The following is a 24465-nucleotide window of genomic DNA, read 5'->3' on the forward strand; positions in this document are numbered from 1 at the left end:
ACCGAGAGACGGGCACCCTCTGACAGGTTGAACGGAATAGTGCCCTGGGCCCTGGCCCGGGACTTGCGAGCAGACAGGACAGAACAAGATGCGCAACTGGCTCAAGGTGATGACGATCAGCATGGCGGCAGCAGTGGTTGCGCTGCCGGCAAGGGCCGAGACCCTGGCCGATGCGCTGATCGCGGCCTATCGCAATTCGAACCTTATGCAGCAAAACCAGGCGGTGCTGCGCGCCGCCGATGAGGATGCCGCGATTGCCATGTCTGCGCTGCGTCCGGTTGTGGCCTATGCGGTGCGCGCCGGGTCAAGCTATTCCCATACGGAAGGCTTTGGCCCCAGCGGCTTTCTGGGCACGGGACCGGTTATTCCCACGTCAAGCTGGTCGAAGAATTTCAACGCGACCTTTGAGCTCAGCGTTTCGCTGACGCTGATGGATTTCGGCCGCCGCGCCATCGCGCTGGAAATCGCGCGTGAAAACGTTATGGCGACGCGCCAGGCGCTGGTTTCGGTTGAACAGGATGTGCTGTTGGCGGCGGTGCGGGCCTATGTGCAGGTGCGTCTCCAGCTTGAGATCGTGGCGCTGCGCCAGTCGAATCTGCGGCTGATCACCCAGGAACTGCGCGCGGCCCAGGACCGGTTCGAAGTGGGCGAGATCACCCGCACCGATGTCTCGATTGCCGAAGCCGCCCTGGCGGCCTCGCGCGCCAATCTGGCGGCAGCCGAGGGCGATCTGAAAGTCGCCCGCGAGACTTACAAAGCCGCGACCGGCGCCTATCCGGGCACGCTTGCGCCGCTGCCGAAAAGCCCCGCGATCGGCAAGTCGATGGAGGAAGCGCGCCGCGTCGCCGTCAGCACCCATCCGACGATCCGCCAGTCGCAGCACACGGTCAAGGCGTCGGATCTGAACGTCTCTCTGGCAGAAGCCGCGATGAAACCGGTGCTTGGCCTTTCGGCCGGGATCACCGGCAGCCGCACCGAAGCCGATGGGCTGCTGCGCGATTCCGATACTCTCGGCGGCAGCGTTGGTCTCAATCTGAGCCAGACAATCTATGCCGGCGGCGAGTATTCGGCGCGCTATCGCAAGGCGGTCGCACAGAAGGAAGGCGCGCGCGCCGGCCTGCACCAGACGGTGGTGATCATCGAGCAGAATGTCGGCACGCTCTGGGCGATGCTTGAGGTCTATAATGCCTCGATCGAAGCCTCGCGTCAGCAGATCGTGGCGGCTCAGGCGGCGTTTGACGGGGTGCGCGAAGAGGCGGCTCTGGGCGCGCGGACCACGCTTGATGTGCTGGATGCCGAGCAGGATCTGCTGAACGCCCGCGCCTCGCGGCTCGAATCCGAGGCGAACCGGTATTACGCGGTCTATCAGATCCTTGCGGGCATGGGGCTTCTGACGGTCGAACATCTCAATCTCGGGATCCCGACCTATGACCCGGCGGCCTATTACAACGCGGTGAGAAATGCACCGACCACCTCGGTTCAGGGCAAGAAGCTCGACCGGATCCTGAAGCGCGGCAATAACTGAGCCACCGCAACTGAGCCACGGCGCCCGAAAGGGCTGCCGGGAACAGTCAGGGGAAGTTCAGCTGAAATATTGCGGGCCGGAATGCGCAAGGCGTTCCGGCCTTTTGCATATCCGCCGCTCCGGGTTGCGATCTCGCGGCCTTCCTTGTCTGCGGGCCAAACTGGCAGTAGACTGATCGCCAAGAAAAGTCAGTGACGGGCAGGGCAACATGTCGGAACCACTTACATCGCATGAGATCGAGGATGTTCTGTCCTCGATTCGTCGTCTGGTATCCGCAGATCTGCGACCGACCGTGAAGCCGCCTGAAAGTACTGGCCCGGCTGAAAAGCTCTTGCTGACCCCCTCGTTGCGTATTGTCGAGGCCCAGGTGACACCGGTCGTTGCGAAGGCCCTCTCAGCCGCGCCAGTCGCAGCCTCGGTGCCGGTGACAGCCAGCCAGGAGGTCGCGGCAATACCCGACCCTGACGCTGACGACAGCGAGGCGCCGATGGCGGTGGTCGGCGATGAAGAGATCCTCGTTTTCTTTGGCGAGGCGGCGCCGCTCGGGCGATCCTATGGCGGTGAGGACTATGATGATGCCGGCCTGTCTGAGGGCGGCACGGGGTTGAGGGTGGTGCTCGACAGCCGTCCGGCGCTGACGGATGATCCCGAACCAACCGCAGCAGACGGTGTGCTGAGGCTTGAGCAGCCGATCCCGGCCAGGGTCGCCACCATTCCCGAAGTGGATTGGGGCCAGGGCAGCGACGCCTGGGATGGATCATTGGCGCCGGCGGCCCGGTCGCCCGCGCCACAGCCGCGCCGCGAAACCTCGGACGAGCCGCTGGCCAGGGCCTGGGCAGACCGTGCCGAGGCCCGGATCAGAGAAGAGCTTACCCAGCCCGAAGCAGCCCCGCGATTTGCGGCTGCGGCAGAGGCCCGGCCCCCTGTCGTTGCGGTCTCGTCAGATGACCTGACGCAGGATGACGACAGTGACGCAGATGAAGCCTGGATTGACGAAGAAACGCTGCGCGACCTCGTCACGGACATCATCCGCAAGGAACTCGCCGGCACGCTCGGAGAGCGGATCACCCGCAATGTGCGCAAATTGGTGCGGCTGGAAGTCAACCGCGCGCTGTCGACCCGGGATTTTGAATAACACGCTCTGAATCCGCCGCAGCGACCACAGATGGTTGAAAACAAAAAGCGCCCCGCAAGGGCGCTTTTTGTTTCAGGTCTGTCTTTACGGGATTGTTCCGGGGCAGAGACGCCTTGATCAGGCCGCTTCGGCCTGATCCGCTTCGAGGGCCGCACGGCGTTCGGATTCTTCGCGGCTGAGCGCGACCGAGGTGCGGATCCCTTTGGCGACGAATTCCATCAGCCCTTTGACGACGCGTTCATTCGGGTCGATACCCGCACAGGACAGCACTTCACGTCCGTCACGCGACCGCGCCCAGCGGGCGATCTGTTCCGGGCCATTGCCATATTTCTTGTCATCGGCAATGGCATCATCCAGAGCCGCAAGAACAACAGCGGCAAAAAGCTTACGAGCGCGCTGACCCTGCTCGAAATTGAAAGCCGTACTATCGATTGAATCGAGCATCACGCACATCCTTGGTCGTTTTTTGATCTTGCCTGGCCGCCTGCCGCTTGTAACGCCTTGATTACGATTCGGGCAGCCCTGTTTGGAATGCCCGTCATGCGAAATACGCATAGCTAAGAACAATGGCCACATAATCTGGGTGTCAGGCAGGGGGGCACCGCCGAAATATGGGCTTTGGGAGAAATTTTTCAAGCGCAGGCCGCAATCACCCCGCAGGTTTCAGCGGAATATCGGCTTGCCGTTGACAGAAAAAAATGTCTCCGCCCGATTTCCGGGCAGAGGTCTGCGCGAAAACTGGTCGATTCTGCAATCACAGGCCGAAACCGGCGGTGGGGCCGGCTGACCATCCGCGCGTAAAATCATCTGAAGCGCCGGTTTTCAGCCTGACGCCTTACGGCTCAGCTTTCGGCGCGCAGCTTTGCAGACCCGGCGCTCAGCTCGCCTGCCATCCGGTCGAACCGCATATAGGCCAGGGCCTTGCCTTCCGCCGAAGTGCCAATCTGGCCGGCCTCGCGCCCGTCAGGAAGCGTGATCGGTGTGCCGGGGGCGGCCTCGCCCTCGACCTGGAGCCGCACGAGGCCCTTGCGCAGCTCGGTCTTGTGTTTCATCCGCGCGGTGACCTCCTGGCCAACATAGCAGCCCTTGCGGAAATCGACGCCATGCAGCCGCTCAAAGGCCTGTTCCAGAATGAAGGTCTCATTCGGGCGCAGCTCATTGGGATATTCCGGAATGAGATGCGCAAGGCGGATCGCGTTCCAGTCTGTCAGGTCCGGGGTTGCAGGGGCCGGGGCCTCAGCTTCCGGCGTGGTCGGTGCCTGTGACAGGGCGGCGTCGCTGTAAAGCCGCCAGCCAAGCGCCGCGTGGCGCGGATCTGCCAGCGCAGCTTCCGGCGCGCTGCTGGTTCCCCGCGACAGGGCCAGATCGCTTTCGCCGATCGTCACCACCGCACGCAGTTTGTAAAGCGTCAGCAGCCGCTGCACCTGCGGTGCCAGCTCTGCGTCGATATCGAGGAAGATCAGCCCTTCGGGGTCTTCTTTGCGGCGAACCAGAAAGAAATCGGCGATATATTTTCCCTGCGGCGTCAGCAGCGCGGCCCAGACGAGGCCCGGCCCTTTCTGCAATGGCAAGACATCGTTGGTCACCAGACCCTGGAGGAAGGGAACCGCGTCCTTACCCTCAATCCGCAGGATTTTGCGGGGGCGCTGTGCAACGGCGGTCTCGGTCATGATCTGTTCCGGTTTCTCTGGTCGCTCTGGGGTCAATATGGGGCTTGCGGGCTGGCGCGGAAAGGGCGCGGGCGCCGGTCAGTCGCGAAATTGCAGCGCATAGAGCCGCGCATACTGGCCGCCGGCGGCGATCAGCGCGTCATGGGTGCCTTCCTCGATCACGCGACCCTGGTCGAGCACCACGATATGATCGGCCTCGCGCACCGTGGCGAGGCGATGCGCGATCACCAGAGTCGTGCGCCCGGCCTGGGCGCGCGCCAGCGCCCCGGTCACCGCGCGCTCGGATGCGGTGTCCAGCGCCGAGGTTGCCTCATCCAGGAGGAGGATCGGTGCATCTGCGAGCAGCGCGCGCGCGATGGCCACCCGCTGGCGCTGCCCGCCCGAGAGCGCCGAGCCGCGCGGGCCGGCGAGGTTGTCGAGCCCATCGGGCAGCCGGGCGAGGAATTCACTTACCCTGGCGTCATCAAGCGCATGGTCAAGCCGGGTCTCGGTAATGCCGTTGCGGCCAAGGATCAGGTTCTCGCGCAGCGTCTCATCAAAGAGCGCGGCCTCCTGGCTGACGGCGGCAATGAGACTGCGCTGATCGGTCAGGCTCATGCCGCTGGCATCGGCGCCGCCGATCAGGATGCGGCCCTGTTGCGGGTCGGCGAGTGCGGTCAGAAGGTGGAAGATGGTGGACTTTCCCGCCCCCGACGCGCCGACCAGCGCCGTGACTCGGCCGGCTTTGGCGGTAAAGCTCAGCCCGTTCAGGACCGGTGTCTCTTCATAGCCGAAGCTGACATTTTCCAGCCGGATCTCGGGCGGCAGGGCCTCGGGCAGGGCGCGGCTGACCGTGGGGCGGCTGGTATTCGGCTCGGTGTCGAAAAGCCCGTAGATCCGTTCCAGCGAGGCCAGTGCGATCTGGCGCTGGCCCGCGATTTCCGAAAGTTTGCGGATCGGCTGGAAGGTCAGGGCCATCGCGGTGAAAAAGGCCATGAATTCGCCGGTGGTGCGGGTGCCCTCGACCACTTGCGTCCCGCCAAAGATCAGCACTGCGAAAAAGCCGATCCCGGTGACGATATCGACCAGCGCAGGCATGGTGGACCGCCCCAGCGTCGATTTGATCTCGGCGCGGCGGATCCGGTTGACGATGCCCGAAAAACGGCTGGTCTGGTAATCTTCCATCCGGTTCAGCTTGACCTGCTGGATGCCGTGGAAGATTTCGTCGAGCCGCGTGGCGCGCAGCCCGGATTCGACCCGCATCTGACGTGTCTTGCGCCGGACATAGCGTTGCAGCGCCATGGCGGGCAGCAGCAAAAGCGGCGTGCCGATCAGCGCGACCAGCGTCCATTGCACATCGATCATCAGCGCCACAACAAAAAGCCCGATCAGCGAGACGAGGTCGCGCCCGATCCCGGCGATCACCAGCTGCGTCGTGGTCTGGGCTGCGATTGTGTCGCCCTGAACACGCTCGATCAGCGATCCGGGCGGGTTTTTTTGGTAGAAATTGCCGTCCAGCGTCAGCAAATGGCGCACAAGCGCGACCTGCATCTCGGTCGCATTGGTGAAATTCACGAGAGCCAGCAGCCAGCGCCCGAGGATCGAAGTCAGCGCCCGGAAGAGGAAGAGCGCAAGGATGCCCAGCCCGACCCAGATCAGCGCCGTTTCGGAACGCGAGGCGAAAACATCGTCAAACAGCGGCTCAAGCGTCGCCGACAGCAGGCCGAGTGTCGAGCCTTCCAGCGCCGAGACCAGCAGGGCCAGCAGCATCAGCCCGGCGCGGCGTTTCAGGAAATCGCGCCAGAAGCGGCGAAAGAGCTGGTCGCGCTGTTCCGGCGGCACCACTGCCGGCATCGGAACGTCAAGGCTGTGGGCAGCGGCGGGGACGACCTGCCCGGGGGCGATCTGCTCTGGAACGGGGGTCATGGGGCGGTGCCTCTCAATTGCCGTTTGCGGCGTCTGGCAGCGCGCATCCGTCCTGGAGGTTTAGCCCAGAGGGCGGGGCCGCTCAAGCCTCGCTGGTCCAGGTGGCGCGGTCAGAAGGCATTGTCGACCACAAAGATCAGCGAGCGCAGCACCGCATAGCCAAGCCCTGCGACCCAGGCCAGCGCGCCAGCCGCTCCGACAAGGCCTATCCCGATCCAGAGACCGTCACGCTGCAAAATGCCAAGGCCGATGACCGAAATGGCGGCAGCCGGCGCCAGGTTGGCAAAGGGCACCGGCAGCGCCAGTGCGATGGCAAGGATCAGGCAGATCAGGCCAAGCACCCGCTGTGCGCGCGCGCCGGCCAGGGGCTCAAACCGGGGATGCATGAGGGATTCGGCGCGTCTGATCCAGGGCAGGATCTTCGTCACCATCGTGGCAAAGACCTCGCGTGACATCGAGCGCTTTGCGATGACTTGCGGCAGCCAGGGCGCCTGGCCCAGCATCATCTGCGCCGCCAGAAAGATCAGCGGCAATCCCAGCACGCCGGCCAGGCCAGGCGGGGATGGCAGGATATTGGGAAAGGCAAAGATCAGCAGCAGCGCGCCAAAGGCCCGGGCGCGCATCAGATCGAGCATGTCACCAATCGCCACCCGCTCGCGGCTGTGGTCTTCGGCGAGCGCGGTGAGCATGGTGCTCAGCCCGGGCGGGCTTGCGCTTTGGGATGCCGTATCCGGCGGGGAAATTACCGCGGGTCGTGCAGGGCTACATTCGTTGTCCACGCCGGCGGCACTCTCGGGGCTGGGGCGCTGTGGCAGGAGGATGCGCCTGGGATTGGGTCAATCCCGGATCTTGTCCTTGCCGGGCCGCGCCGCAAGGGGGAAGACGGAAGGAACGTGCCGGATCGGCATATCCCCGCGTGGCGGGAACGCCCTCAGACCCCGATCCGCGACCGGATCGGGGCGGCAGCATGGCAGTGGCGCGCGGCTATTTCACCGCCAGCGTTTCACGGCAAGAGGGGGGGGGCGGTTCAGGCCCGCCACGCCCTGGCGGGGGGCAGGGCTGCAGCCTCATTCGGCGGGCGCGTTCTTTTCCAGCCAGGCCTGCATCCAGGCGATCTCGCTTTCCTGGGCCGCGATGATCTCTTCGGCCAGTTTGCGCAGTTCGGGGTCGGAGCCATATTCCAGCACCACCCGCGCCATCTCGACCGCGCCCTCGTGATGTGGGATCATGCCGCGCACGAAATCCACATCCGCATTGCCGCTGTAGTCTATGGTCATATCGCCATGCATTTTCGTTGCCGCCGCCTCATAGGCTGCGGTGGAGGCGGGAACCTCCGAAGCGGCGGGCGCGGCACTATGGGCGGAATGGTCCATCGCCGGCAGCTCTTCGGCCCCGGCGGGGGCTGCAAGGTGGGCCACAAGCACCATCGACAGCGCGGCAAGGGCGGGAAGTTTGAACATCTGACTTTCTCCTGTGGACAAAATTGCGGTGTGACAGGGCGGTCATGCGGCCTTCCAGCAGGGGGAAGGCAAGTCACGCTCGGGTGAGCGGCGGGACGACCTGACACCGGCTTCGGCCCCGCTGCCGGATTTCCGGGCATGGGTCCGGAATTCCGGCACTGTGCAGGGCAGGCCGGTTCATTGTGCAGCTGAGAGAGGTTCAATCCGCCGCGCCGTGTCGCTATCTTGCCGCCATAGCGTCGTATTGGATTGAGTCATGTCCCGCCCGCAGCCCGTTCCCGACCCCGGTTCCCGCGCCACAGGCCGCCGGCCCCTGATTGGCGTGATCGCCAATTCGCATCACGTCGACGGGCGATATGAGGTCCATGGCAGTGGCGTGATCAATACCGAGGCCCTGGCCCAGGTGTCAGGTGTGCTGCCGCTGATCGTGCCGACCGATCCGCGTCTTGCGCGGGTCGAGGATCTGCTGGAACAATGCGATGGCTTTTTGCTGACCGGCGGCCGCCCGAATGTGCACCCGTCTGAATATGGCGAGGACGAGACCCCGGCGCATGGTGATTTCGACCGCGCGCGCGATGCGATCACCCTGCCGCTGATCCGGGCCTGCGTCGAACGTGGCCAGCCGGTCTTCGGCATCTGCCGCGGCTTTCAGGAGGTCAATGTCGCGATGGGCGGCAGCCTTTTCCCTGAGATCCGCGACCTGCCGGGGCGGATGAACCACCGTATGCCGCCTGAAGGCACGCTGGAGGAGAAATTCGCCCTGCGTCACCCGGTGCGATTTACCGAAGGCGGCGTGTTCCATCGGGTGCTCGGGGCGTCAGAGGTGATGACCAATTCGCTGCATGGCCAGGGCATCAACCGCGCCGGCAAGCGCATCGTGATCGACGGCCATGCGCCGGATGGCACGCCCGAAGCCCTCTATGTCGAGGGCGCGCCGGGCTTCACGCTTTCGGTGCAATGGCATCCCGAATGGCAGGCCGGCGAAGACCCGGTATCGCGACCCCTGTTCGAGGCATTTGGCCAGGCGGCGCGCGCCTGGGCCTCGGGGCGGCGCCCGTTGGCAGCCGGGGCCGCCTGAGCCGGTTGCCCGGGCTGATCGCGGTGACGGCGCCGACAGTTTGGAATGCGGCTTGCACAATGCCGCTTTTCCGCCAGAGCTTCCACCGCTAGGTTAGCGCAAACGGAGCGGCTGGCGCCGGTTTTGCGCCGACCGCGCCGCATCAGAGCGAGAGCGGAGGGAAGATGAAGCGTTCGCGTATCAATGAGATCATGGCGGCAGCGGATGAAATGATCCGCCATTACGGCTTTGTCCTGCCGCCCTTCGCCCGCTGGAGCCCGGATGAGTTCCGCGCCCGCAAGGACAATGCCTCGCGGCTCATTGCCGGGCGCTGCGGCTGGGATATCACCGATTACGGCGAGGGTCGGTTTGACGAGCTCGGGCTTTTCCTCTTCACGCTGCGCAATGGCGAGCTTGCAGATCTGCAGCGCGGTGGCGGCATGTGCTATGCGGAAAAGCTGCTGATCTCGCGCCAGGATCAGATCTCGCCGATGCATACCCATGTCATCAAGGCCGAAGATATCATCAACCGGGGCGGTGCTACGCTGGTGGTCGAGCTGTTTGGCAGCGATGACACCGGCGCCTATGCTGCGGATCGTGGCGGGGTTGTGCGCTGTGACGGGGTAGAACGGCCCTATACTCCCGGCGATAAGTTGCGGCTTGCGCCAGGAGAATCGGTCACGCTGATGCCGGGCGACTGGCATTCGTTCTGGGGCGAGGGCGGCGATGTTCTGATCGGCGAGGTCTCGACGGTGAATGACGATCTCACCGACAATATCTTCCGGGAGCCGATTGGCCGGTTTGCCGAGATCGAGGAAGATGTCGCACCGACGCATCTGCTGGTCAGCGATTACGAGACCTGGCTCAGGTAAAACCGGGCCCGGCTGAACCTGCCGGCTGCCACATATGAAAAAGGCCGCCCCGAGAGGCGGCCTTTTGCGTCTGATGAGGTCTGGCGCGTGGCCAGACCAGGTAACCTTGTCTCAGTTAGCCGGGCAGTCGGTGCCGGTGCAGGCCGGAGCCGCCGGTGTAGCGGGCACAGGCGTCACAACCGCCGGAGCCGAAGCGGCTGGCGCCGCCGGGGCCTCGCTGGCCGCCGGCTGCGGCGCGGCCGGAGCGGCAGGTGCAGCGGGTTCGGTCACGGTGAAGGTATCCGCGGGCACCACCGGAGCGGTCGCGGCCGCAGGCGTCGCCGCATCTGGTGCCGCCGGCGCAGCTGCACCGGGCAATGCCGGGCCGATCATTGGCAGCACGGCAGGCGTTGCCGCCGGTTTCTTTGGCTCAGTCGGTTTTTTCGGGGCCACCGGTTTGGGGATGTTCAGACCGGTCGGCATCGCGCCGGTCGAGGTCAGGGTGATCACCCGCTCGCCGCCTTTGACCCGCTCATAAAGGTCCATCACATCCTGGTTGATCATGCGGAAACAGCCCGAAGAGGCGTTGCGGCCGATCGATTTCCATTCCGGGGTGCCATGGATTCGATAGCCATAATCGCGGCCGCCCGAGGTCAGGTAGATCGCGCGCGAGCCCAGCGGGTTGGTCGGACCGCCCGGCTGACCGCTCCGCCATTTCTCAAGCGAGGGTTTGCGGGCAATCATCTCGGCCGGAGGCGTCCAGGTCGGCCATTGCCGCTTGTTCGCGACGATGGATTCACCTGACCATCCAAAGCCCTCGGCGCCCACGGCGATGCCATAGCGCAGCGCCTTGTTCTTGCCGAGCACGTAGTAAAGGAAGCGCGGCGTCGGGTCGATCACGATCGTACCCGGCGCAAGATCGGTCGGGTAATCGACAACCTGGCGGCGATAGGCCGCGGGGATCTGCTCGACCGGCAGGCCGGGAACGGTGAAGGTCCCGTCAGAGCGCGCGGCATAGATCGTCGGATCCGTGCTGATCTCGGGCTGCTCAATAAGCTGGGCTGCGGGCTGGTCTTTGGCGTCGGTGCTGGTCATCGTATCGACACAGGCCGAAAGCAGCATAGCCGCAAGCAGCACGGCTTTGGCGGGGCTGGTCGCGATACCGCGCAGCGGGGCGACGAAACCGGTCATTCGCATCTGGATCTCGCAATAAATTTTCACACGGATCTTTCATCCGGACCCGATTAAGGGGCCGACTGATTTCCTTCGCTTTTCAGTGGGGGAGCAAGGCCCGCAGGTCAAGTCCCGTGATGGGCGGGACACTCTGATGTGAACACAGAAACGTGAGAAAAAGCCGGCTTCCCGGTCAAATTTCCTGCGTCTGGTATTCATTTACGCCCGGCAGCGCCGGATCCACGCTCAGATGACCTCAGGTCACCTTGGCGCGAATGCGGAATTCCGGACGGTCCCAGCGGCGCTCTGCCATGATGCGGGCAAGGATCTCAATGGCCCGCGCCACGTCATTCTGGTCGATGTAGAGCGGCGTGAAGCCGAATCGCAGGATGTCAGGGGCGCGAAAATCGCCGATCACCCCTTCAGCGATCAGCGCCTGCATGATCGCATAGCCCTCGGCATGGCGGAAACTGACCTGGCTGCTGCGCATCGCGTGATCGCGGGGCGTGGCGAGGCTCAGATCAGGGCAGGCGGCCTCGACACCCGCAATGAACTGGTCCTGCAATTCCAGCGAGACCCGGCGCAGGTCCTCAGGATCGACCCCCTCCCAGACATCCAGCGCCGCATCCAGTGCCGCAAGCTGCAGGATCGGCGGCGTGCCGACGCGCATCCGCTCGATCCCATGGCCGGGGCGGTAATCGAGGTCAAAGGCGAAAGGCGATTCGTGACCCATCCAGCCCGAAAGCCTCGGGCGGGCACGCGCCTGATGGCGGGGGCAACATAGATAAAGGCCGGGCCGCCAGGGCCGGAATTCAGGTATTTATAGGTGCAGCCGACCGCGAAATCGGCGCCATCCCGGGCGAGTTCCACCGGGAAAGCCCCGGCGGAATGCGCCAGATCCCAGACCAGCAACGCGCCGTTTTCATGGGCGATCCGCGCAAGCTCGGCCATGTCATGGCGCCGCCCGGTGCGGTAATCGGTTTCGGTGATCATCACGACCGCAATGGTCCCGTCGATGGCGCCTGCCACCTCTTCGGGCGCGACGGTCTTCAGGCTGTATTCCGGCCCGAGCATCCCGGTCAGCCCCTGGGCAATATAGAGATCAGAGGGGAAATTGCCGGTATCCGACAGGATCACCCGCCGGTCAGGCACCATCCCGAGGCCTGCGGCCAACGCCTGCCAGACCTTGATCGAAAGCGTATCGCCCATCACAACCGAGCCCGGCTCGGCGCCAATCAGGCGCCCGACGCGGTCGCCGATGCGTGACGGCATCTCCATCCATTTCGCCTCATTCCAGGCGCGGATCAGCATCTGGCCCCATTCGGCAGTTACCGTTTCAGCCACCCGCGCCGCGACCGCTTTCGGCAGCGGCCCGAGCGAATTGCCATCCAGATAGACCACCCCCTCGGGAAGGTCGAACATGGCCCTGGTTGCCTTGAAATCAGTGCGCACCGGCGTTTCTCCCATCTGCCTGTTCCGGTCTCGCATGTCGGGGGCAAATATGCCAGTGACCCGCAGAGGACAGGGGCTGAAATCCGGGATCAGGTCAGGGTGGCAGGACCCGATGGGGTCATTCGGCGCCTGTTAGCGCTAGCGGGGAACCTGCCCGAACGGATGGGGCGTTTTTCCATCCCAAAGCGTCGTAAAGCGCTTGCACTTTCCGCCGGGTAAGGGAAAAGTCCGCCTCAGATTACGCTTTCGTGATCCTGCGTCACAATGTCGCGCAACAAAATTGCAAGTCAAAAGTATGGATTGTAATTTTATTGCCGGATGCTATTGGGACTGCGCCTGCTCAGAAGAAGGGGGAGAACGCACTTTGAAAATTGGTGCCTTGAAAGAGATTTTCGCGGGAGAGAACCGGGTCGCGATGACCCCGGATTCCGCGTTGCAGCTGCAGAAGCTGGGTCACGACTGTCTGATTGAGACTGGTGCCGGGACCAATGCGGGGTTCACCGATGAGGCCTATAAGGCCGCAGGTGTCGCCGTGCTGCCTTCGGCGCAAGCGGTGGCGGATGCGTCGGATGTGGTCGTCAAAGTGCGCGGGCCGGAACCGGCCGAACTTGACCTGCTGCATGAGGGCGAGACGGTGATCTCGTTCTTCTGGCCGGCACAGAATCCCGAGCTGCTGGAACAGGCCAAAGCGAAGGGCGTCACTGCCGTCGCGATGGATATGGTTCCCCGGATCAGCCGCGCCCAGAAGATGGATGCGCTGTCTTCCATGGCCAATATCGCCGGCTACCGCGCGGTGATCGAGGCTGCGAACAACTTCCCGCGCTTCTTCACCGGCCAGGTGACGGCGGCGGGCAAGGTGCCGCCGGCGAAAGTGCTGGTGGTTGGAGCGGGCGTGGCCGGCCTTGCCGCGATTGGGGCCTCGGTCTCGCTCGGCGCGATCACCTATGCGTTCGACGTGCGCCCGGAAGTGGCAGAGCAGATCAATTCGATGGGCGCCGAATTCGTCTATCTTGATTTCACCGAAGCGCAGACCGATGGGGCTGCGACCGGGGGCTATGCGGCGCCGTCTTCGCCGGAATTCCGCGACGCGCAGCTGAAGAAATTCCGCGAACTCGCACCGGAGATCGACATTGTCATCACCACCGCGCTGATCCCGGGCCGTCCGGCGCCGAAGCTCTGGACCGAAGACATGGTCGGGCTGATGAAGCGCGGCTCGGTCATCATCGACCTTGCAGCGGAACGTGGTGGCAATTGCGATCTGACGGTTACCGACCAGAAGATCGTCACCGCCAATGGCGTGACGATTGTGGGCTATACCGATTTCCCATCGCGTATGGCGACCCAGGCATCGAACCTTTATTCCAACAATATCCGTCACATGCTGGCCGACCTTACGCCGGGCAAGGATGGGGTCATCAACCATAATATGGAAGATGACGTGATCCGTGGCGCGACCGTTGCAAAGGCAGGCGAGATCACCTTCCCGCCGCCGCCGCCGAAAATTGCGGCCATCGCGGTGCAAAAGCCGAAAGAAGCTGCGAAAGAGCTCACAGCGGAAGAGAAGCGCGCCGCAGAAGTGGCTGCGTTCAAAGCACAAACCCGCAACCAGTTCACGCTTCTTGCCGTGGGCGGCGGGCTTCTGCTGCTGGCAGGGCTTTATGCGCCCGCAAGCTTCATGTCGCATTTTATCGTCTTTGTGCTTTCGTGCTTCATCGGGTTCCAGGTGATCTGGAATGTGGCGCATTCGCTGCACACGCCCCTGATGGCGATCACCAATGCGATCTCGTCGATCATCATCCTTGGCGCTTTGTTGCAGATCGGCTCGGGCAACTGGCTGGTGATTGTTCTGGGGGCGCTGTCTGTCCTGATGGCCGGGGTGAATATCTTCGGCGGTTTCCTCGTCACACGGCGCATGCTCGCCATGTTCCAGAAGTCGTAAGGGAGGGGGAAACAGATGCATCTTGGTTTCACCACCGCCGCCTATGTTGTCGCGGCTGTTCTTTTCATCCTCTCGCTTGGCGGGCTCTCGAACCAGGAAAGCGCGAAACGCGCCGTCTGGTACGGGATCGCCGGTATGGCGCTGGCGGTTATCGCCACGCTGGCCGGGCCCGGCGCCGGTCTCTGGTGGCTGTCGGCGCTGCTGATCGCGGCTGGCGGTGCGGCGGGCTATGTGGTCGCGACCCGCGTCCAGATGACCGAAATGCCGCAGCTTGTGGCAGCGATGCACAGCCTTGTCGGTCTTGCGGCGGTGTTTATCGGCTTCAACACCCATATCGAGATGGCGAGCCTTGGCGCGCTCCTTGGGGCCGCCCAGGATCCGGAGGCGTTGCTGAATCTTGCCCTCGGCTCTGAGGCAGGTCTGCAATCCTTGCAGGATCTGGCGGCGACCCCTCCTTCGGGTTTCGTGGCGACCCTGATCGGTAAATCTGCGGCTGAGATCTCTATCCTGCGGGTCGAGACCTTCCTTGGCGTCTTCATCGGCGCGGTGACCTTTACCGGATCGGTGATTGCCTTTGGCAAGCTCGCGGGCCGCGTCGATGGCAAGGCGAAGAAGCTGCCGGGTGGCCATGTTCTGAACGCATCAGCCGCGCTGATCTCACTGGTGATGCTGGTGGTCTATCTGCAAACGGGCTCGTTCTGGGCGCTTGCGGTGATGACGCTGGCGGCTTTGTTCATCGGATACCACCTGATCATGGGGATCGGCGGCGCGGATATGCCGGTCGTTGTGTCGATGCTGAACAGCTATTCCGGCTGGGCGGCGGCGGCGATCGGCTTCTCGCTGTCGAATGACCTCCTGATTGTGGTCGGCGCGCTGGTCGGCTCTTCCGGGGCGATCCTGAGCTATATCATGTGTAAGGCGATGAACCGCTCGTTTGTCTCGGTGATCCTTGGCGGCTTCGGTGGCACCACCGGCCCCGCGATGGAGATCTCGGGCGAGCAGGTGGCAATTGATGCCGATGGCGTCGCCTCGGCGCTGAATGACGCGGATTCGGTGATCATCGTGCCGGGTTACGGCATGGCGGTGGCCCAGGCGCAGCAATCGGTGTCAGAGCTGACCCGCAAGCTTCGTGCCCGTGGCAAGAATGTGCGTTTCGCCATTCACCCGGTCGCGGGCCGTCTGCCGGGTCATATGAACGTGCTGCTGGCCGAGGCGAAGGTGCCTTATGACATCGTTCTGGAAATGGATGAGATCAATGAGGACTTCCCCGAGACCGATGTGGTGATCGTGATCGGCTCGAATGACATCGTGAATCCGGCGGCGCAGGAAGATCCGAACTCGCCCATCGCCGGTATGCCGGTGCTGGAAGTCTGGAAGGCACGACAGGTCTTTGTCTCAAAGCGCGGCCAGGGCACCGGCTATTCCGGCATCGAGAACCCGCTGTTCTACAAAGAGAACACGCGGATGTTCTATGGTGACGCGAAAAAGTCGATCGACCAGCTGCTGCCGATGCTCGACTGAGCGGACGGCGTGAAGCGATCGAAATGAAAGGGCCGCCCTTCGGGGCGGCCCTTCCGGTGTCTGCCCGGGGCAGGGGCGATATCGGGAAATCCGGCCGCGATCCCTTGCCGGAGCACCGGCACCCGCAATACCTGGGGGACCGGTTGCCGCGGGCAGCCATCGGAATTGCAGTTGATAACCCGGTGATGATTGTTCCCGGCCAGGGGGCGAAACGCTGGCATGGGTTAAGCGCGCATCATGCCGCCTTGCAGAACGCGAGGCCTATCCGGGCTCTGGTCAGGCGGTGGCACATGCAAAGGCGAAGGCGGGTTCGAAATGGCGCATCAGCGCCGCGTCGAGGTCGTTCAGGCTGACCGGCAGTCCCAGATCGACAAGGCTCGTCACCCCGTGATCCTGGATGCCGCAGGGCACGATGCCGGTGAAATGCGACAGATCCGGCTCGACATTGATCGAGATGCCGTGAAAGCTGACCCCCCTCCGGATCTTGATGCCGATGGCCGCGATCTTATCCTCTGCCGGGCTGCCATCGGGGCCAGGCGGGCGGTCGGGGCGCGTGACCCAGACGCCGACGCGGCCGGGGCGGATCTCGCCCTTCACCCCAAACTCCGCGAGCGTGTCAATCACCCAACGCTCCAGCGCGCGCACGAAACAGCGGACATCGCCGCCATTCGGGCCGCCGCGTTTCTTAAGATCGAGCATGGTATAGATCACCCGCTGGCCGGGCCCGTGATAAGTATATTGCCCGCCACGCCCGGCCGCAAAGACCGGAAAACGGTCGGGTTGCACCAGATCCACCGGACGCGCCGAAGTGCCGGCAGTATAGAGCGGCGGATGTTCCAGCAGCCAGACCGCCTCATCCGCTGCGCCGGCGGCAATGGCGCCGGCACGCGCCTCCATCAGGGCAAGCGTCTCGGTATAGGGCGCAAGGCCGGGAATATGGGTCCATTCGGTCACGACAGGGGCCTTCTGGCGGTTGAGAAACGGGACAGTTGGCGCGCATCGGGCGGGCAGGGCGCACGCCAGGAGTCAGCCTGCCCCAACACCTCTCTTTTGCCATGAACCAGGTGGCGCAGGCAACAAGCGGGTCGCAGCACAGACGGCAGTTCTGGCAAAGACAGGGGTAAGGCGTCGGGCCGGGGCATGATCCTGAGATAACCCTTCGGAAAGGCTGAAAAAGTATCGGCGCGAAGAAAGTTCATCTCAGGCCTGAGAAAGTTGAAATTACCCCTTTCCTTCGTCCGATAGTAAAGCTAAATACCCGCCAGCTGATCTGAAAGTGCGGATGTGGCGGAATTGGTAGACGCGCAGCGTTGAGGTCGCTGTTCCTTAACCGGAGTGAAAGTTCGAGTCTTTTCATCCGCACCAGATCAGTTTGAAGAACCCCCGGTTTCCCACCGTTTATGGGAAATCCGGGGTTTTTTCGTTTCCCGGTCTTCTTCGGCTATGCCATTTCGCTAGGTTTTTCGGATGCACCTGCATATGGCAATCGTCTGCGATGAAATAGCCTGCTTGAAAAAAAACGACCTTCAGGAAACGAGAGGGGCGAAGTTGCCCCCAGGGCGCGTGACCAGTCCACGGTTTTTCCGACTTGGACAGGCTGCGAAAGTGCGGGCCGCGCGCGATACATTGTTGAATCGCGAGGAGCATTGAACACAGCCTGGCCATGGCAATCTGAGGGATCCCTTGCTGCGCTATGCCGCGTCGGGATTCTACGGATCTGCCCGGGCTGAGATCGCCTCGACCATTTCCCGGAAATTTTCAGCACAGGCAGACGATCTCGGGCATGCCGGAAGGTGTGAAGCCAGCTCGCCGGTTCGTTTGGCCGGTGACAGCCGCAAGGCAGAAGGCGCGCTGCATGGTCTTGCGTCGCGGACAGGGGTGGTGGTCTGGTCACGGGTTGCTAAGGCTAGGGTCAGGACCCATTGATGTTGGGGTTTCAGTCTGATTCAGGCTCCGCAAGGAGACTGATGAATGAGCAACCTTTACTGGCTGACGGATGCGCAGATGGCGCGTCTTGAGCCGTTTTTTCCGAAGAGTCATGGAAAGCCGCGTGTCGATGATCGTCGCGTTTTGAGCGGTATTATATTTATAAATCGCAATGGGTTACGGTGGCGAGATGCACCCAGGGAATACGGTCCTGCGAAAACCCTCTACAACCGATGGAAGCGGTGGAGCGACCGGGGTGTGTTCGCCCGCATGATGCATGGCCTGGCGGCAGAGGCGGCGGTTCCGACGACGGTGATGATCGACGCCACATATTTGAAGGCGCACCGCACGGCCTCCAGCCTGCGGATAAAAAAGGGGGCGCAGACGACAGACGGGGGCGCGCAATCGGTCGAACCAAAGGCGGGATGAACAGCAAACTGCACGCCGTGGCTGACACGACGGGACGCCCGATCCGGTTCTTCATGACCGCAGGCCAGGTCAGTGACTACACTGGGGCCGCCGCGTTGCTGAGCGGCCTGCCACCCGCTGACTGGCTGCTTGCAGACCGTGGATACGATGCAGACTGGTTCCGAGAGGCCTTAAAAGACAAGGGGATAAAGCCGTGCATCCCGGGCAGGAAATCCCGAGCCAAGCCCGTCAAATATGACAAACGCCGCTACAAGCGCCGAAATCGGATCGAGATCATGTTCGGCAGACTGAAGGACTGGCGGCGGGTCGCAACGCGATATGACAGGTGCCCAAAGGTGTTCCTCTCGGCAATCGCCCTCGCCGCAACCATCATCTTCTGGCTATGAAACAACAACGAGTCCTGACCCTAATTTAAGGAGGTTTCATCCGGATTATGTGGTGCCGCAGATGCGTTATCCGCCCAGGTCTTAACTCGGCCAGCGTAGTGACGGGTCAATAGTGAAGCGGTGGACCAGCCGGAAGACGGGAGGTAAAGAGCCGAACCTGTGTGGAAAGTCGGCTTTATGAAAGAATTCGGCGTGGCTGAGCGGGATTGCCGTGTCGGGTTTTAACGAAGGCGTTGCGCTTGGGCTCGGCGGTCCTTTTCCCGGATCGGCTTGAGGACCGGGTCGATGAGGATCGCCTTGTACGGCTGGTCGCTCTCTGTACTGACGAACCCGATCTGGTGGGCCCGGGGTGTGTGCGGTCCGCACCGGCGCTGACGGGGCGGCCGGCAACCATCCTGCCGCAAGTCTCGTGCTGATCAAATATGGCTGGCGGAAACGTATTGCGCCCAGCTGCAGGCTGGAGAGCCAACGGGGATTTGACGTGGATGACACCCCGGCTCGCTCCTGACCTTAAGGGATCGCCGATTTTCGCCGCGACACCAGCCCCGGCATCCGCCGCACCCGCGCTCGGTCCGTGCAGCTGTGCCGCCGAAGCTTTCTGCTGAAGGGCGCCTGCGTTGCCATCGACGGCAGGAAGTTCCGCGCTGTGAACTCCCATGATCGCAACTTCAGAAAGGAAAGATCGCCAGCCGCATCGCCGATCTGGTGGCCGACATCTAACGCGATATCGCAGAGATGGTTTGGGTTGACCGGCGGGCGGACAGCGAGCTCCGGGCCGCGAAAATTGCGCAACTGGTCATGCGGTATGGCTGCGTGCCGCACCACATCCAGCATCCGCAGGCGAGGGAACAGGCGCTGGCTGATGCTCCTGACCGACCCCGATGCCCGCATGCCGGCGAGCGGTGCCTGCAACGGCGGCATGGTCGATCATAACGTCCAGACGCGCCGTCGACGCCGAGACGCATCTGATTGCCGCGCATGATCTTCTATCAGGGCCATGACCGCGATCTGCTGGGCCCTTGCCGTTTCATGGTCGTTTGAGCCTTTGGCGCGACCCTGCTTCATAGTCATGATCCCGGGCGGGCCGAACTTGGGTATCGCCGCGTTCGGCGCTTCGATACAGAAGTCGGACTTCCTTCGCCATGGTCCCCGAACCGGTGGCGGAACATGGCCCGATCTTCGGGATCCGCGAGGACAGCACATTGCGGTTGTGCCAGTCTCTGATCGCCACGGGGCAGAGGACGCCCACGCCGCATGGCCAGGCAGGTGTTGTCCGAGCACCAGACGCAGGTATCGGGCGATCGACCTGCAGTTCTCCTGGCGGATATGGATAGCTCTTGTGGCCCTTCGCTGGCCTGATGGTGGTGGGTTTCCAGATGAGATCGGCATAAGCCACAGAAAGCGCCTCAGCCGGCGTATCCGGCTTTCGTTGACGGGCGGGGTGTCGTTGCGCAGGTGCCGGGTCACTCTGCGAATCCCGAGAATCGGGGTCTGCGGGAACTGGCTGCCGATCTGGCGTATCAGTTTGAGGTTGTGCCCGGTTTCACACCTGGGCGAGTAAAAGAAAACTGCGCGCGATCGACCGCAGCTTGCCCTGCTGGCCCATGGACAGATCCGGGTGCTTCAGGCTCCCATACCCAGCTTCGGGCAGTGCCCCTCGCCAATGTTTTCAGGCCAATTGCGGACAAGGGCTCGATCTGTTGATGGATCATCGTCTGATGCACCCCCGACCGGTCGCCAGTTCGGCCGCGGTCTCCTCGCCTTTCAGAGCAGTGAGCGCGACGTTCGCCCTGTACTCAGATGCGTGCTGCCTGCGTTCAGACATCCCTGATCTCCTTTCCGTCGAAGATCGGCAGATCGCGGATCAAAGCCTGTGTCAGCCTTCGGTTTACGGTGGGGAGTTCACAAACCGATCCGACACTTCGCCGACTGGATAGCCCAACTGGGTAATCTGAGCGACCGCATCACGCCTGAACCCGACAGTGAGATTGGTGTGCCTGTCAGGGCTTCCTTGCCTGAAATCAAAGAAAATGGCGTCGACGAAACAGGGGGTTATCAAGATCGCACCGCAGTGAACCTTGCAACACCCGCTTGTTCGTCTCTGAATTCTTGTGTTTCAGCTGACGCATAAACCTGCAGCTGAGCAAGTAGTGTTCCTGGATAATAGTCAAGTTATCTCAAATCATTACGTGCAATCTTCTGCTCTCTCTTTCGGGAATATTTATCGACACAAAGTAAGATTTTCCCATTTTCTGTCGTTAAATATCCCGGCGGATTCCTCGCAAAGCGAGGACTGGGGCAGGCCCCCATTGCGGCTCAGCTCACTTGTTGCGCGTAGGTCTGTCGAACACTTTCCTGCCCATCAGCGAGCCGACCAGATCCACCATCAGCCGCGTGGTCATGCCGCGATCATCGAGGAAAGGGTTCAGTTCCACGAGATCAAGCGAGGTCACCAGCGCCGATTCATGCAACAGCTCCATCACCAGATGCGCCTCGCGGAAGGTGGTGCCGCCGGGCACGGTCGTGCCGACAGCCGGCGCGATGGCGGGGTCGAGGAAGTCGACATCGAGGCTGACATGCAGCATTCCGTTCACAGCGCGCACATGGTCGAGGAATTCCCGCAGGGGCGCCACGATGCCGCGCTCGTCGATCACCCGCATATCGTTGATCTGAATGGCGCGCTCCTGCATCGCCGCATGTTCCGCCTGATCGACCGAGCGGATGCCGAACATGCAGATCCGCTCGGCGGGCACTGGCGCGGGGAAGGGCGGGAAGCCATCAAAGCCATCGCGCCCGTTGATATAGGCCAGCGGTGTGCCATGCAGATTGCCGCTGGTTGTGGTCAGCGGCGTGTGGAAATCCGAATGTGCATCCAGCCAGAGGAGGAAGAGCGGTCGCGCCTGCGCTGCGGCCCAGGCGGCCGCTCCGGCGACCGAGCCAAGCGCCAGGGAATGATCGCCCCCATGATCACCGGAAGGCCGCCATCCTTCAGCGCGTCTTCCACGGCGACCTTCAGCGCCATGGTCCAGCCGACGGTCTCGGTCATCTGATCCACGGCAGGATTGGCACAGGGCACCGCCGCCAGGGGCGTCGCCGTGACATCGCCGCGATCTTCGACCTCATGGCCCTCCAAGGCAATCGCGCGCGCGAGCCCCGCCACACGGTAAGCCGGGGGGCCCATCAGGCAACCCGGCCGGCGTTGGCCCGAATCGACCGGGGCTCCGATAAGAATGATGCGGGTCATGGGGCCTCCGGTGAGTTTGCGCCATCCTGGCACCTCCTGCGGCGTCATTCCAGCCAGGGCGCGACCGATAAGCGCAGTAAGGTGGTACAACCAGGCATTGGAGACGCGCGCAGGGACAGCTAAGATACCCGTGATAGGGAGACAGCCAGATGTTGATCGAGCTGGGGCATTTTGCCCTGATCCTGGCGCTGATGGTGGCGCTGATACAGACCATTCTGCCGCTTTGGGGGCGCATCGGGGCAATCATATGCTCATGGCGCTGGCCGGGCCTGCGGCGGTGGTGCAATTCGCCCTGGTCGGCTTTGCCTTTGCGGTGCTGATCCACGCCTTTGTCACCTCGGATTTCTCGGTGGCGCTGGTGGTGTCGAATTCGCATTCGCTGAAGCCGATGCTTTACAAGGTCTCGGGCACCTGGGGGAATCATGAGGGCTCGCTGCTTTTGTGGACACTGATCCTCGCGCTGTTCGGGGCCTCTGCGGCCTGGTTTGGCGCCGGACTGCCCGAGCGGCTGCGTGCCCGTGTCATCGGGGTCCAGGGCTCGATCGGGGTGGCGTTTCTTGCCTTCATGATCCTGACCTCGAACCCGTTTCTCAGGATGGTCGAGGCGCCGATGGACGGGCGCGATCTGAACCCGTTGCTCCAGGATCCCGGCCTCGCCTTCCATCCGCCGTTTCTCTATCTCGGCTATGTCGGGCTTTCGATGTCTTTCAGCTTTGCCATTGCGGCGCTGATCGGGGGCAGGGTCGATGCGGCCTGGGCGCGGTGGGTGCGGCCCTGGACGCTTGCCGCCTGGATCTTCCTGACCATTGGCATCGCGCTCGGGTCCTGGTGGGCCTATTACGAGCTTGGCTGGGGCGGGTTCTGGTTCTGGGATCCGGTCGAGAATGCCAGTTTCATGCCCTGGCTCCTCGCCGCCGCGCTGTTGCATTCCGCCATCGTGGTCGAAAAACGCGAGAGCCTGAAAGCCTGGACCATTCTTCTGGCGATCCTCGCCTTCGGCTTCTCGCTGATCGGCACTTTCATCGTGCGCTCCGGTGTGATCACCAGTGTGCACAGCTTTGCCTCGGACCCCGAGCGCGGCGTGTTCATCCTTGCGATTCTTGGCTTTTTCACCGGCGGCGGCCTGGTGCTGTTCGCCGCGCGCGCGGGCACGATGGAGGCGAAGGGGATATTCGGTCTCGTCTCGCGCGAAAGCGCGCTGGTGGCGAATAATATCCTGCTCGCGGTGGCGGCTTTCGTGGTCTTTGTCGGCACCATGTGGCCGCTATTCGCCGAACTGGTGCTGGGCCGCGTGATGTCGGTGGGCGAGCCGTTCTTCAATGCCGCATTCACGCCGTTCTTTGTGGCACTGGCGCTGATCCTGCCCTTTGGCGCCATGCTGGCCTGGAAGCGGGGCGATCCCGGCCGGGTCATGGCCGATCTTGGGCCGGCGGCGCTGGCGGCGGCCGGGGTCGCGGTGCTCTCGCTTGCCCTGCTGGCGGGCCAGGGGATGATCGCGGCTGTGGCGCTGGTGGGGGCGGGCGCGGGGCTTGCCACTGTCTGGAAACAGATCCCCGCGTGGTTTCGGGCGCGGCTCCCGCTTCTGATGCTGGCGCTGGCGGTGCTGGGGCTCGTCTGGGCGGTGCAGACCGGGCGCTCGGCGCTCGGGCCTTTGGGCGTGATGCTGGGCTCCTGGGTGGTCTTTGGTGCGCTGACCGACCTTTGGGGGCGCAGCGGGCGCGGCGGTGACCGGCTTGGCCGCCTGCTGCGGCTTCCCCGCGCCGAATGGGGCAAGGTGGTGGCCCATGCCGGAATGGGGGTCACGGTATTCGCTGTCTCGGCCATGCTGGCCTGGAAGGTCGAGGAGATCAGCATCGTCAAAGAAGGCGAGAGCTTCCGCCTTGGCCCTTATGATGTGCAGCTGGCAGATGTGCGCGAGGTGCGCGGCCCGAATTACATCTCGACCATGGCCGAGATGGTGGTGACGAGGGGGGGCGCGCGGGTTGTGGTGCTTTACCCGGAAAAACGGGCCTATCCGGTGCAGGGGATGCCGACGACCGAAGCCGGGATAGATTATGGCTGGTTGCGCGATATCTACCTGGTGATCGGCGACCCGCAGGAGGGCGGTGGCTGGGCAGTCCGCGCCTATATCGAGCCCTTTGCCAACTGGCTTTGGGGCGGGTGCCTGATGATGGCATTTGGCGGTCTGATCAGCCTGACCGACCGGCGTTACCGGGTGGCTGCAAGCGGGGCAAAGGCTGCGCCCAAAGCCGCAAAGGTGCCAGCGGAATGAGGCTTAAGGCGTTTTTTATCGCGGCGCTGTTGCTCGTGGCAGGGCCGGTTCTGGCAGTACAGCCTGATGAGATCCTCCAGGATCCGGGCCTTGAAACCCGGGCCCGCATGATCAGTCGCGAGATCCGCTGCCCGGTCTGCCAGGGCGAGACCATTGACGATTCCACGGCGCCGATCAGCCGCGATCTGCGGCTGATCATCCGCGAACGCCTGCTGGCGGGCGACAGCAATGACGAGGTCATCGACTTCGTGGTGGAGCGCTATGGCGAATTCGTGCTGTTCAAGCCGCGCGCCTCAGGCTGGAACTGGGTTCTGTGGCTGTCGGGGCCGGTGGCGCTGCTGGCTGCGGGGGGCGGGATCTGGCTGACGCGCCGCCACCGCCAGGCTGCGCCGCCCGGTCCGCCAGCGCCGCTGAGCGCCGAAGAAGAGGCGCGTCTGGCCGAGATTCTGAAGGACTGACGCGGCGTCCCGCTCGCTTTTTGCCTGGCCCTGACTTCGGCTTGCGCGCCTCGCAGATTGCC

At 63.3% G+C, this 24465-nt stretch carries 15 protein-coding genes, 1 tRNA gene and 4 pseudogenes; 10 read left to right on the top strand and 10 right to left on the bottom strand.

Annotated features, from left to right (window positions below; all coding sequences use genetic code 11):
• Positions 1 to 88 precede the first annotated feature (88 nt).
• Positions 89 to 1525, top strand: coding sequence for a TolC family outer membrane protein (locus tag QNO18_RS11895; RefSeq protein ID WP_283177823.1), 1437 nt, complete (start codon positions 89 to 91; stop codon positions 1523 to 1525).
• Positions 1526 to 1733: 208 nt separating this feature from the next.
• Positions 1734 to 2660 carry a hypothetical protein gene (locus QNO18_RS11900; RefSeq protein WP_283177824.1) on the top strand — a complete coding sequence of 309 codons (927 nt, stop codon included), beginning with the start codon at positions 1734 to 1736 and terminating at the stop codon, positions 2658 to 2660.
• Between the two features lie 117 nt (positions 2661 to 2777).
• Here QNO18_RS11900 and QNO18_RS11905 read toward each other — a convergent pair whose 3' ends face one another.
• The 5 genes from QNO18_RS11905 to QNO18_RS11925 form a co-directional block, all read right to left on the bottom strand.
• Positions 2778 to 3104 (bottom strand): DUF6280 family protein, encoded by a 327-nt coding sequence (locus QNO18_RS11905; RefSeq protein WP_112310018.1) that lies wholly within the window; start codon positions 3102 to 3104, stop codon positions 2778 to 2780.
• A gap of 398 nt (positions 3105 to 3502) precedes the next feature.
• Positions 3503 to 4330, bottom strand: coding sequence for a folate-binding protein (locus QNO18_RS11910; protein ID WP_283177825.1), 828 nt, complete (start codon positions 4328 to 4330; stop codon positions 3503 to 3505).
• Between the two features lie 78 nt (positions 4331 to 4408).
• Complete coding sequence (locus tag QNO18_RS11915; RefSeq protein WP_283178795.1) at positions 4409 to 6163, bottom strand: ABC transporter ATP-binding protein; 1755 nt, start codon at positions 6161 to 6163, stop codon at positions 4409 to 4411.
• Between the two features lie 182 nt (positions 6164 to 6345).
• Complete coding sequence (locus tag QNO18_RS11920) at positions 6346 to 6924, bottom strand: exopolysaccharide biosynthesis protein (RefSeq protein ID WP_283177826.1); 579 nt, start codon at positions 6922 to 6924, stop codon at positions 6346 to 6348.
• Between the two features lie 378 nt (positions 6925 to 7302).
• Positions 7303 to 7695 (bottom strand): DUF305 domain-containing protein, encoded by a 393-nt coding sequence (locus QNO18_RS11925; protein WP_283177827.1) that lies wholly within the window; start codon positions 7693 to 7695, stop codon positions 7303 to 7305.
• Between the two features lie 256 nt (positions 7696 to 7951).
• On the opposite strand from QNO18_RS11925, the gene QNO18_RS11930 reads away from it, so the two are divergent.
• Both QNO18_RS11930 and QNO18_RS11935 read left to right on the top strand, forming a co-directional pair.
• On the top strand, positions 7952 to 8773 hold the full coding sequence (locus QNO18_RS11930; RefSeq protein ID WP_283177828.1) for a gamma-glutamyl-gamma-aminobutyrate hydrolase family protein: 822 nt from the start codon (positions 7952 to 7954) through the stop codon (positions 8771 to 8773).
• A gap of 164 nt (positions 8774 to 8937) precedes the next feature.
• Positions 8938 to 9624 carry a D-lyxose/D-mannose family sugar isomerase gene (locus tag QNO18_RS11935; RefSeq protein ID WP_283177829.1) on the top strand — a complete coding sequence of 229 codons (687 nt, stop codon included), beginning with the start codon at positions 8938 to 8940 and terminating at the stop codon, positions 9622 to 9624.
• Between the two features lie 111 nt (positions 9625 to 9735).
• Here QNO18_RS11935 and QNO18_RS11940 read toward each other — a convergent pair whose 3' ends face one another.
• Both QNO18_RS11940 and kynU read right to left on the bottom strand, forming a co-directional pair.
• The gene (locus QNO18_RS11940) at positions 9736 to 10824 is read right to left on the bottom strand and encodes a L,D-transpeptidase (RefSeq protein WP_283177830.1); all 1089 of its coding nucleotides are present in this window, start codon (positions 10822 to 10824) and stop codon (positions 9736 to 9738) included.
• Between the two features lie 208 nt (positions 10825 to 11032).
• Positions 11033 to 12243, bottom strand: a pseudogene (gene kynU, locus QNO18_RS11945) (kynureninase).
• 349 nt (positions 12244 to 12592) lie between these two features.
• On the opposite strand from kynU, the gene QNO18_RS11950 reads away from it, so the two are divergent.
• On the top strand, positions 12593 to 14167 hold the full coding sequence (locus QNO18_RS11950; protein WP_283177831.1) for a Re/Si-specific NAD(P)(+) transhydrogenase subunit alpha: 1575 nt from the start codon (positions 12593 to 12595) through the stop codon (positions 14165 to 14167).
• Between the two features lie 15 nt (positions 14168 to 14182).
• Positions 14183 to 15688: an NAD(P)(+) transhydrogenase (Re/Si-specific) subunit beta gene (locus QNO18_RS11955; protein WP_283177832.1), complete on the top strand. Its 1506-nt coding sequence runs from the start codon at positions 14183 to 14185 to the stop codon at positions 15686 to 15688.
• Positions 15689 to 15964: 276 nt separating this feature from the next.
• Here QNO18_RS11955 and lipB read toward each other — a convergent pair whose 3' ends face one another.
• Positions 15965 to 16642, bottom strand: a complete 678-nt coding sequence (gene lipB / locus QNO18_RS11960; protein WP_283177833.1) for a lipoyl(octanoyl) transferase LipB — start codon at positions 16640 to 16642, stop codon at positions 15965 to 15967.
• A 324-nt stretch (positions 16643 to 16966) separates the two neighbouring features.
• On the opposite strand from lipB, the gene QNO18_RS11965 reads away from it, so the two are divergent.
• Positions 16967 to 17053, top strand: a tRNA-Leu gene (locus QNO18_RS11965).
• A gap of 606 nt (positions 17054 to 17659) precedes the next feature.
• A pseudogene (locus QNO18_RS11970) lies at positions 17660 to 18429 on the top strand (IS5 family transposase).
• A 510-nt stretch (positions 18430 to 18939) separates the two neighbouring features.
• Here QNO18_RS11970 and QNO18_RS11975 read toward each other — a convergent pair.
• Both QNO18_RS11975 and rocF read right to left on the bottom strand, forming a co-directional pair.
• Positions 18940 to 19350 (bottom strand): hypothetical protein, encoded by a 411-nt coding sequence (locus QNO18_RS11975; protein WP_283177834.1) that lies wholly within the window; start codon positions 19348 to 19350, stop codon positions 18940 to 18942.
• 1400 nt (positions 19351 to 20750) lie between these two features.
• Positions 20751 to 21673, bottom strand: a pseudogene (gene rocF, locus QNO18_RS11980) (arginase).
• 149 nt (positions 21674 to 21822) lie between these two features.
• On the opposite strand from rocF, the pseudogene QNO18_RS11985 reads away from it, so the two are divergent.
• Positions 21823 to 23945, top strand: a pseudogene (locus QNO18_RS11985) (heme lyase CcmF/NrfE family subunit).
• Positions 23942 to 24403 carry a cytochrome c-type biogenesis protein gene (locus QNO18_RS11990; protein WP_283177835.1) on the top strand — a complete coding sequence of 154 codons (462 nt, stop codon included), beginning with the start codon at positions 23942 to 23944 and terminating at the stop codon, positions 24401 to 24403. Before QNO18_RS11985 ends, QNO18_RS11990 begins: the two are co-directional and overlap by 4 nt.
• The last annotated feature ends 62 nt before the right edge of the window (positions 24404 to 24465 follow it).

Origin of the sequence: Gemmobacter sp. 24YEA27 (assembly GCF_030052995.1) — a bacterium.
Classification (GTDB): Bacteria; Pseudomonadota; Alphaproteobacteria; order Rhodobacterales; family Rhodobacteraceae; genus Pseudogemmobacter.

Excerpts from the sequence above, each read along its gene's own strand:
- QNO18_RS11910 (WP_283177825.1), bottom strand. The coding sequence starts at position 4,330 with ATGACCGAGACCGCCGTTGCACAGCGCCCCCGCAAAATCCTGCGGATT.
- QNO18_RS11930 (WP_283177828.1), top strand. The coding sequence starts at position 7,952 with ATGTCCCGCCCGCAGCCCGTTCCCGACCCCGGTTCCCGCGCCACAGGC.
- QNO18_RS11975 (WP_283177834.1), bottom strand. The coding sequence starts at position 19,350 with ATGCCGCCGTTGCAGGCACCGCTCGCCGGCATGCGGGCATCGGGGTCG.
- QNO18_RS11935 (WP_283177829.1), top strand. The coding sequence starts at position 8,938 with ATGAAGCGTTCGCGTATCAATGAGATCATGGCGGCAGCGGATGAAATG.
- QNO18_RS11895 (WP_283177823.1), top strand. The coding sequence starts at position 89 with ATGCGCAACTGGCTCAAGGTGATGACGATCAGCATGGCGGCAGCAGTG.
- QNO18_RS11915 (WP_283178795.1), bottom strand. The coding sequence starts at position 6,163 with ATGCCGGCAGTGGTGCCGCCGGAACAGCGCGACCAGCTCTTTCGCCGC.
- QNO18_RS11925 (WP_283177827.1), bottom strand. The coding sequence starts at position 7,695 with ATGTTCAAACTTCCCGCCCTTGCCGCGCTGTCGATGGTGCTTGTGGCC.
- QNO18_RS11920 (WP_283177826.1), bottom strand. The coding sequence starts at position 6,924 with ATGCTCACCGCGCTCGCCGAAGACCACAGCCGCGAGCGGGTGGCGATT.
- QNO18_RS11905 (WP_112310018.1), bottom strand. The coding sequence starts at position 3,104 with ATGCTCGATTCAATCGATAGTACGGCTTTCAATTTCGAGCAGGGTCAG.
- QNO18_RS11990 (WP_283177835.1), top strand. The coding sequence starts at position 23,942 with ATGAGGCTTAAGGCGTTTTTTATCGCGGCGCTGTTGCTCGTGGCAGGG.
- QNO18_RS11955 (WP_283177832.1), top strand. The coding sequence starts at position 14,183 with ATGCATCTTGGTTTCACCACCGCCGCCTATGTTGTCGCGGCTGTTCTT.
- QNO18_RS11900 (WP_283177824.1), top strand. The coding sequence starts at position 1,734 with ATGTCGGAACCACTTACATCGCATGAGATCGAGGATGTTCTGTCCTCG.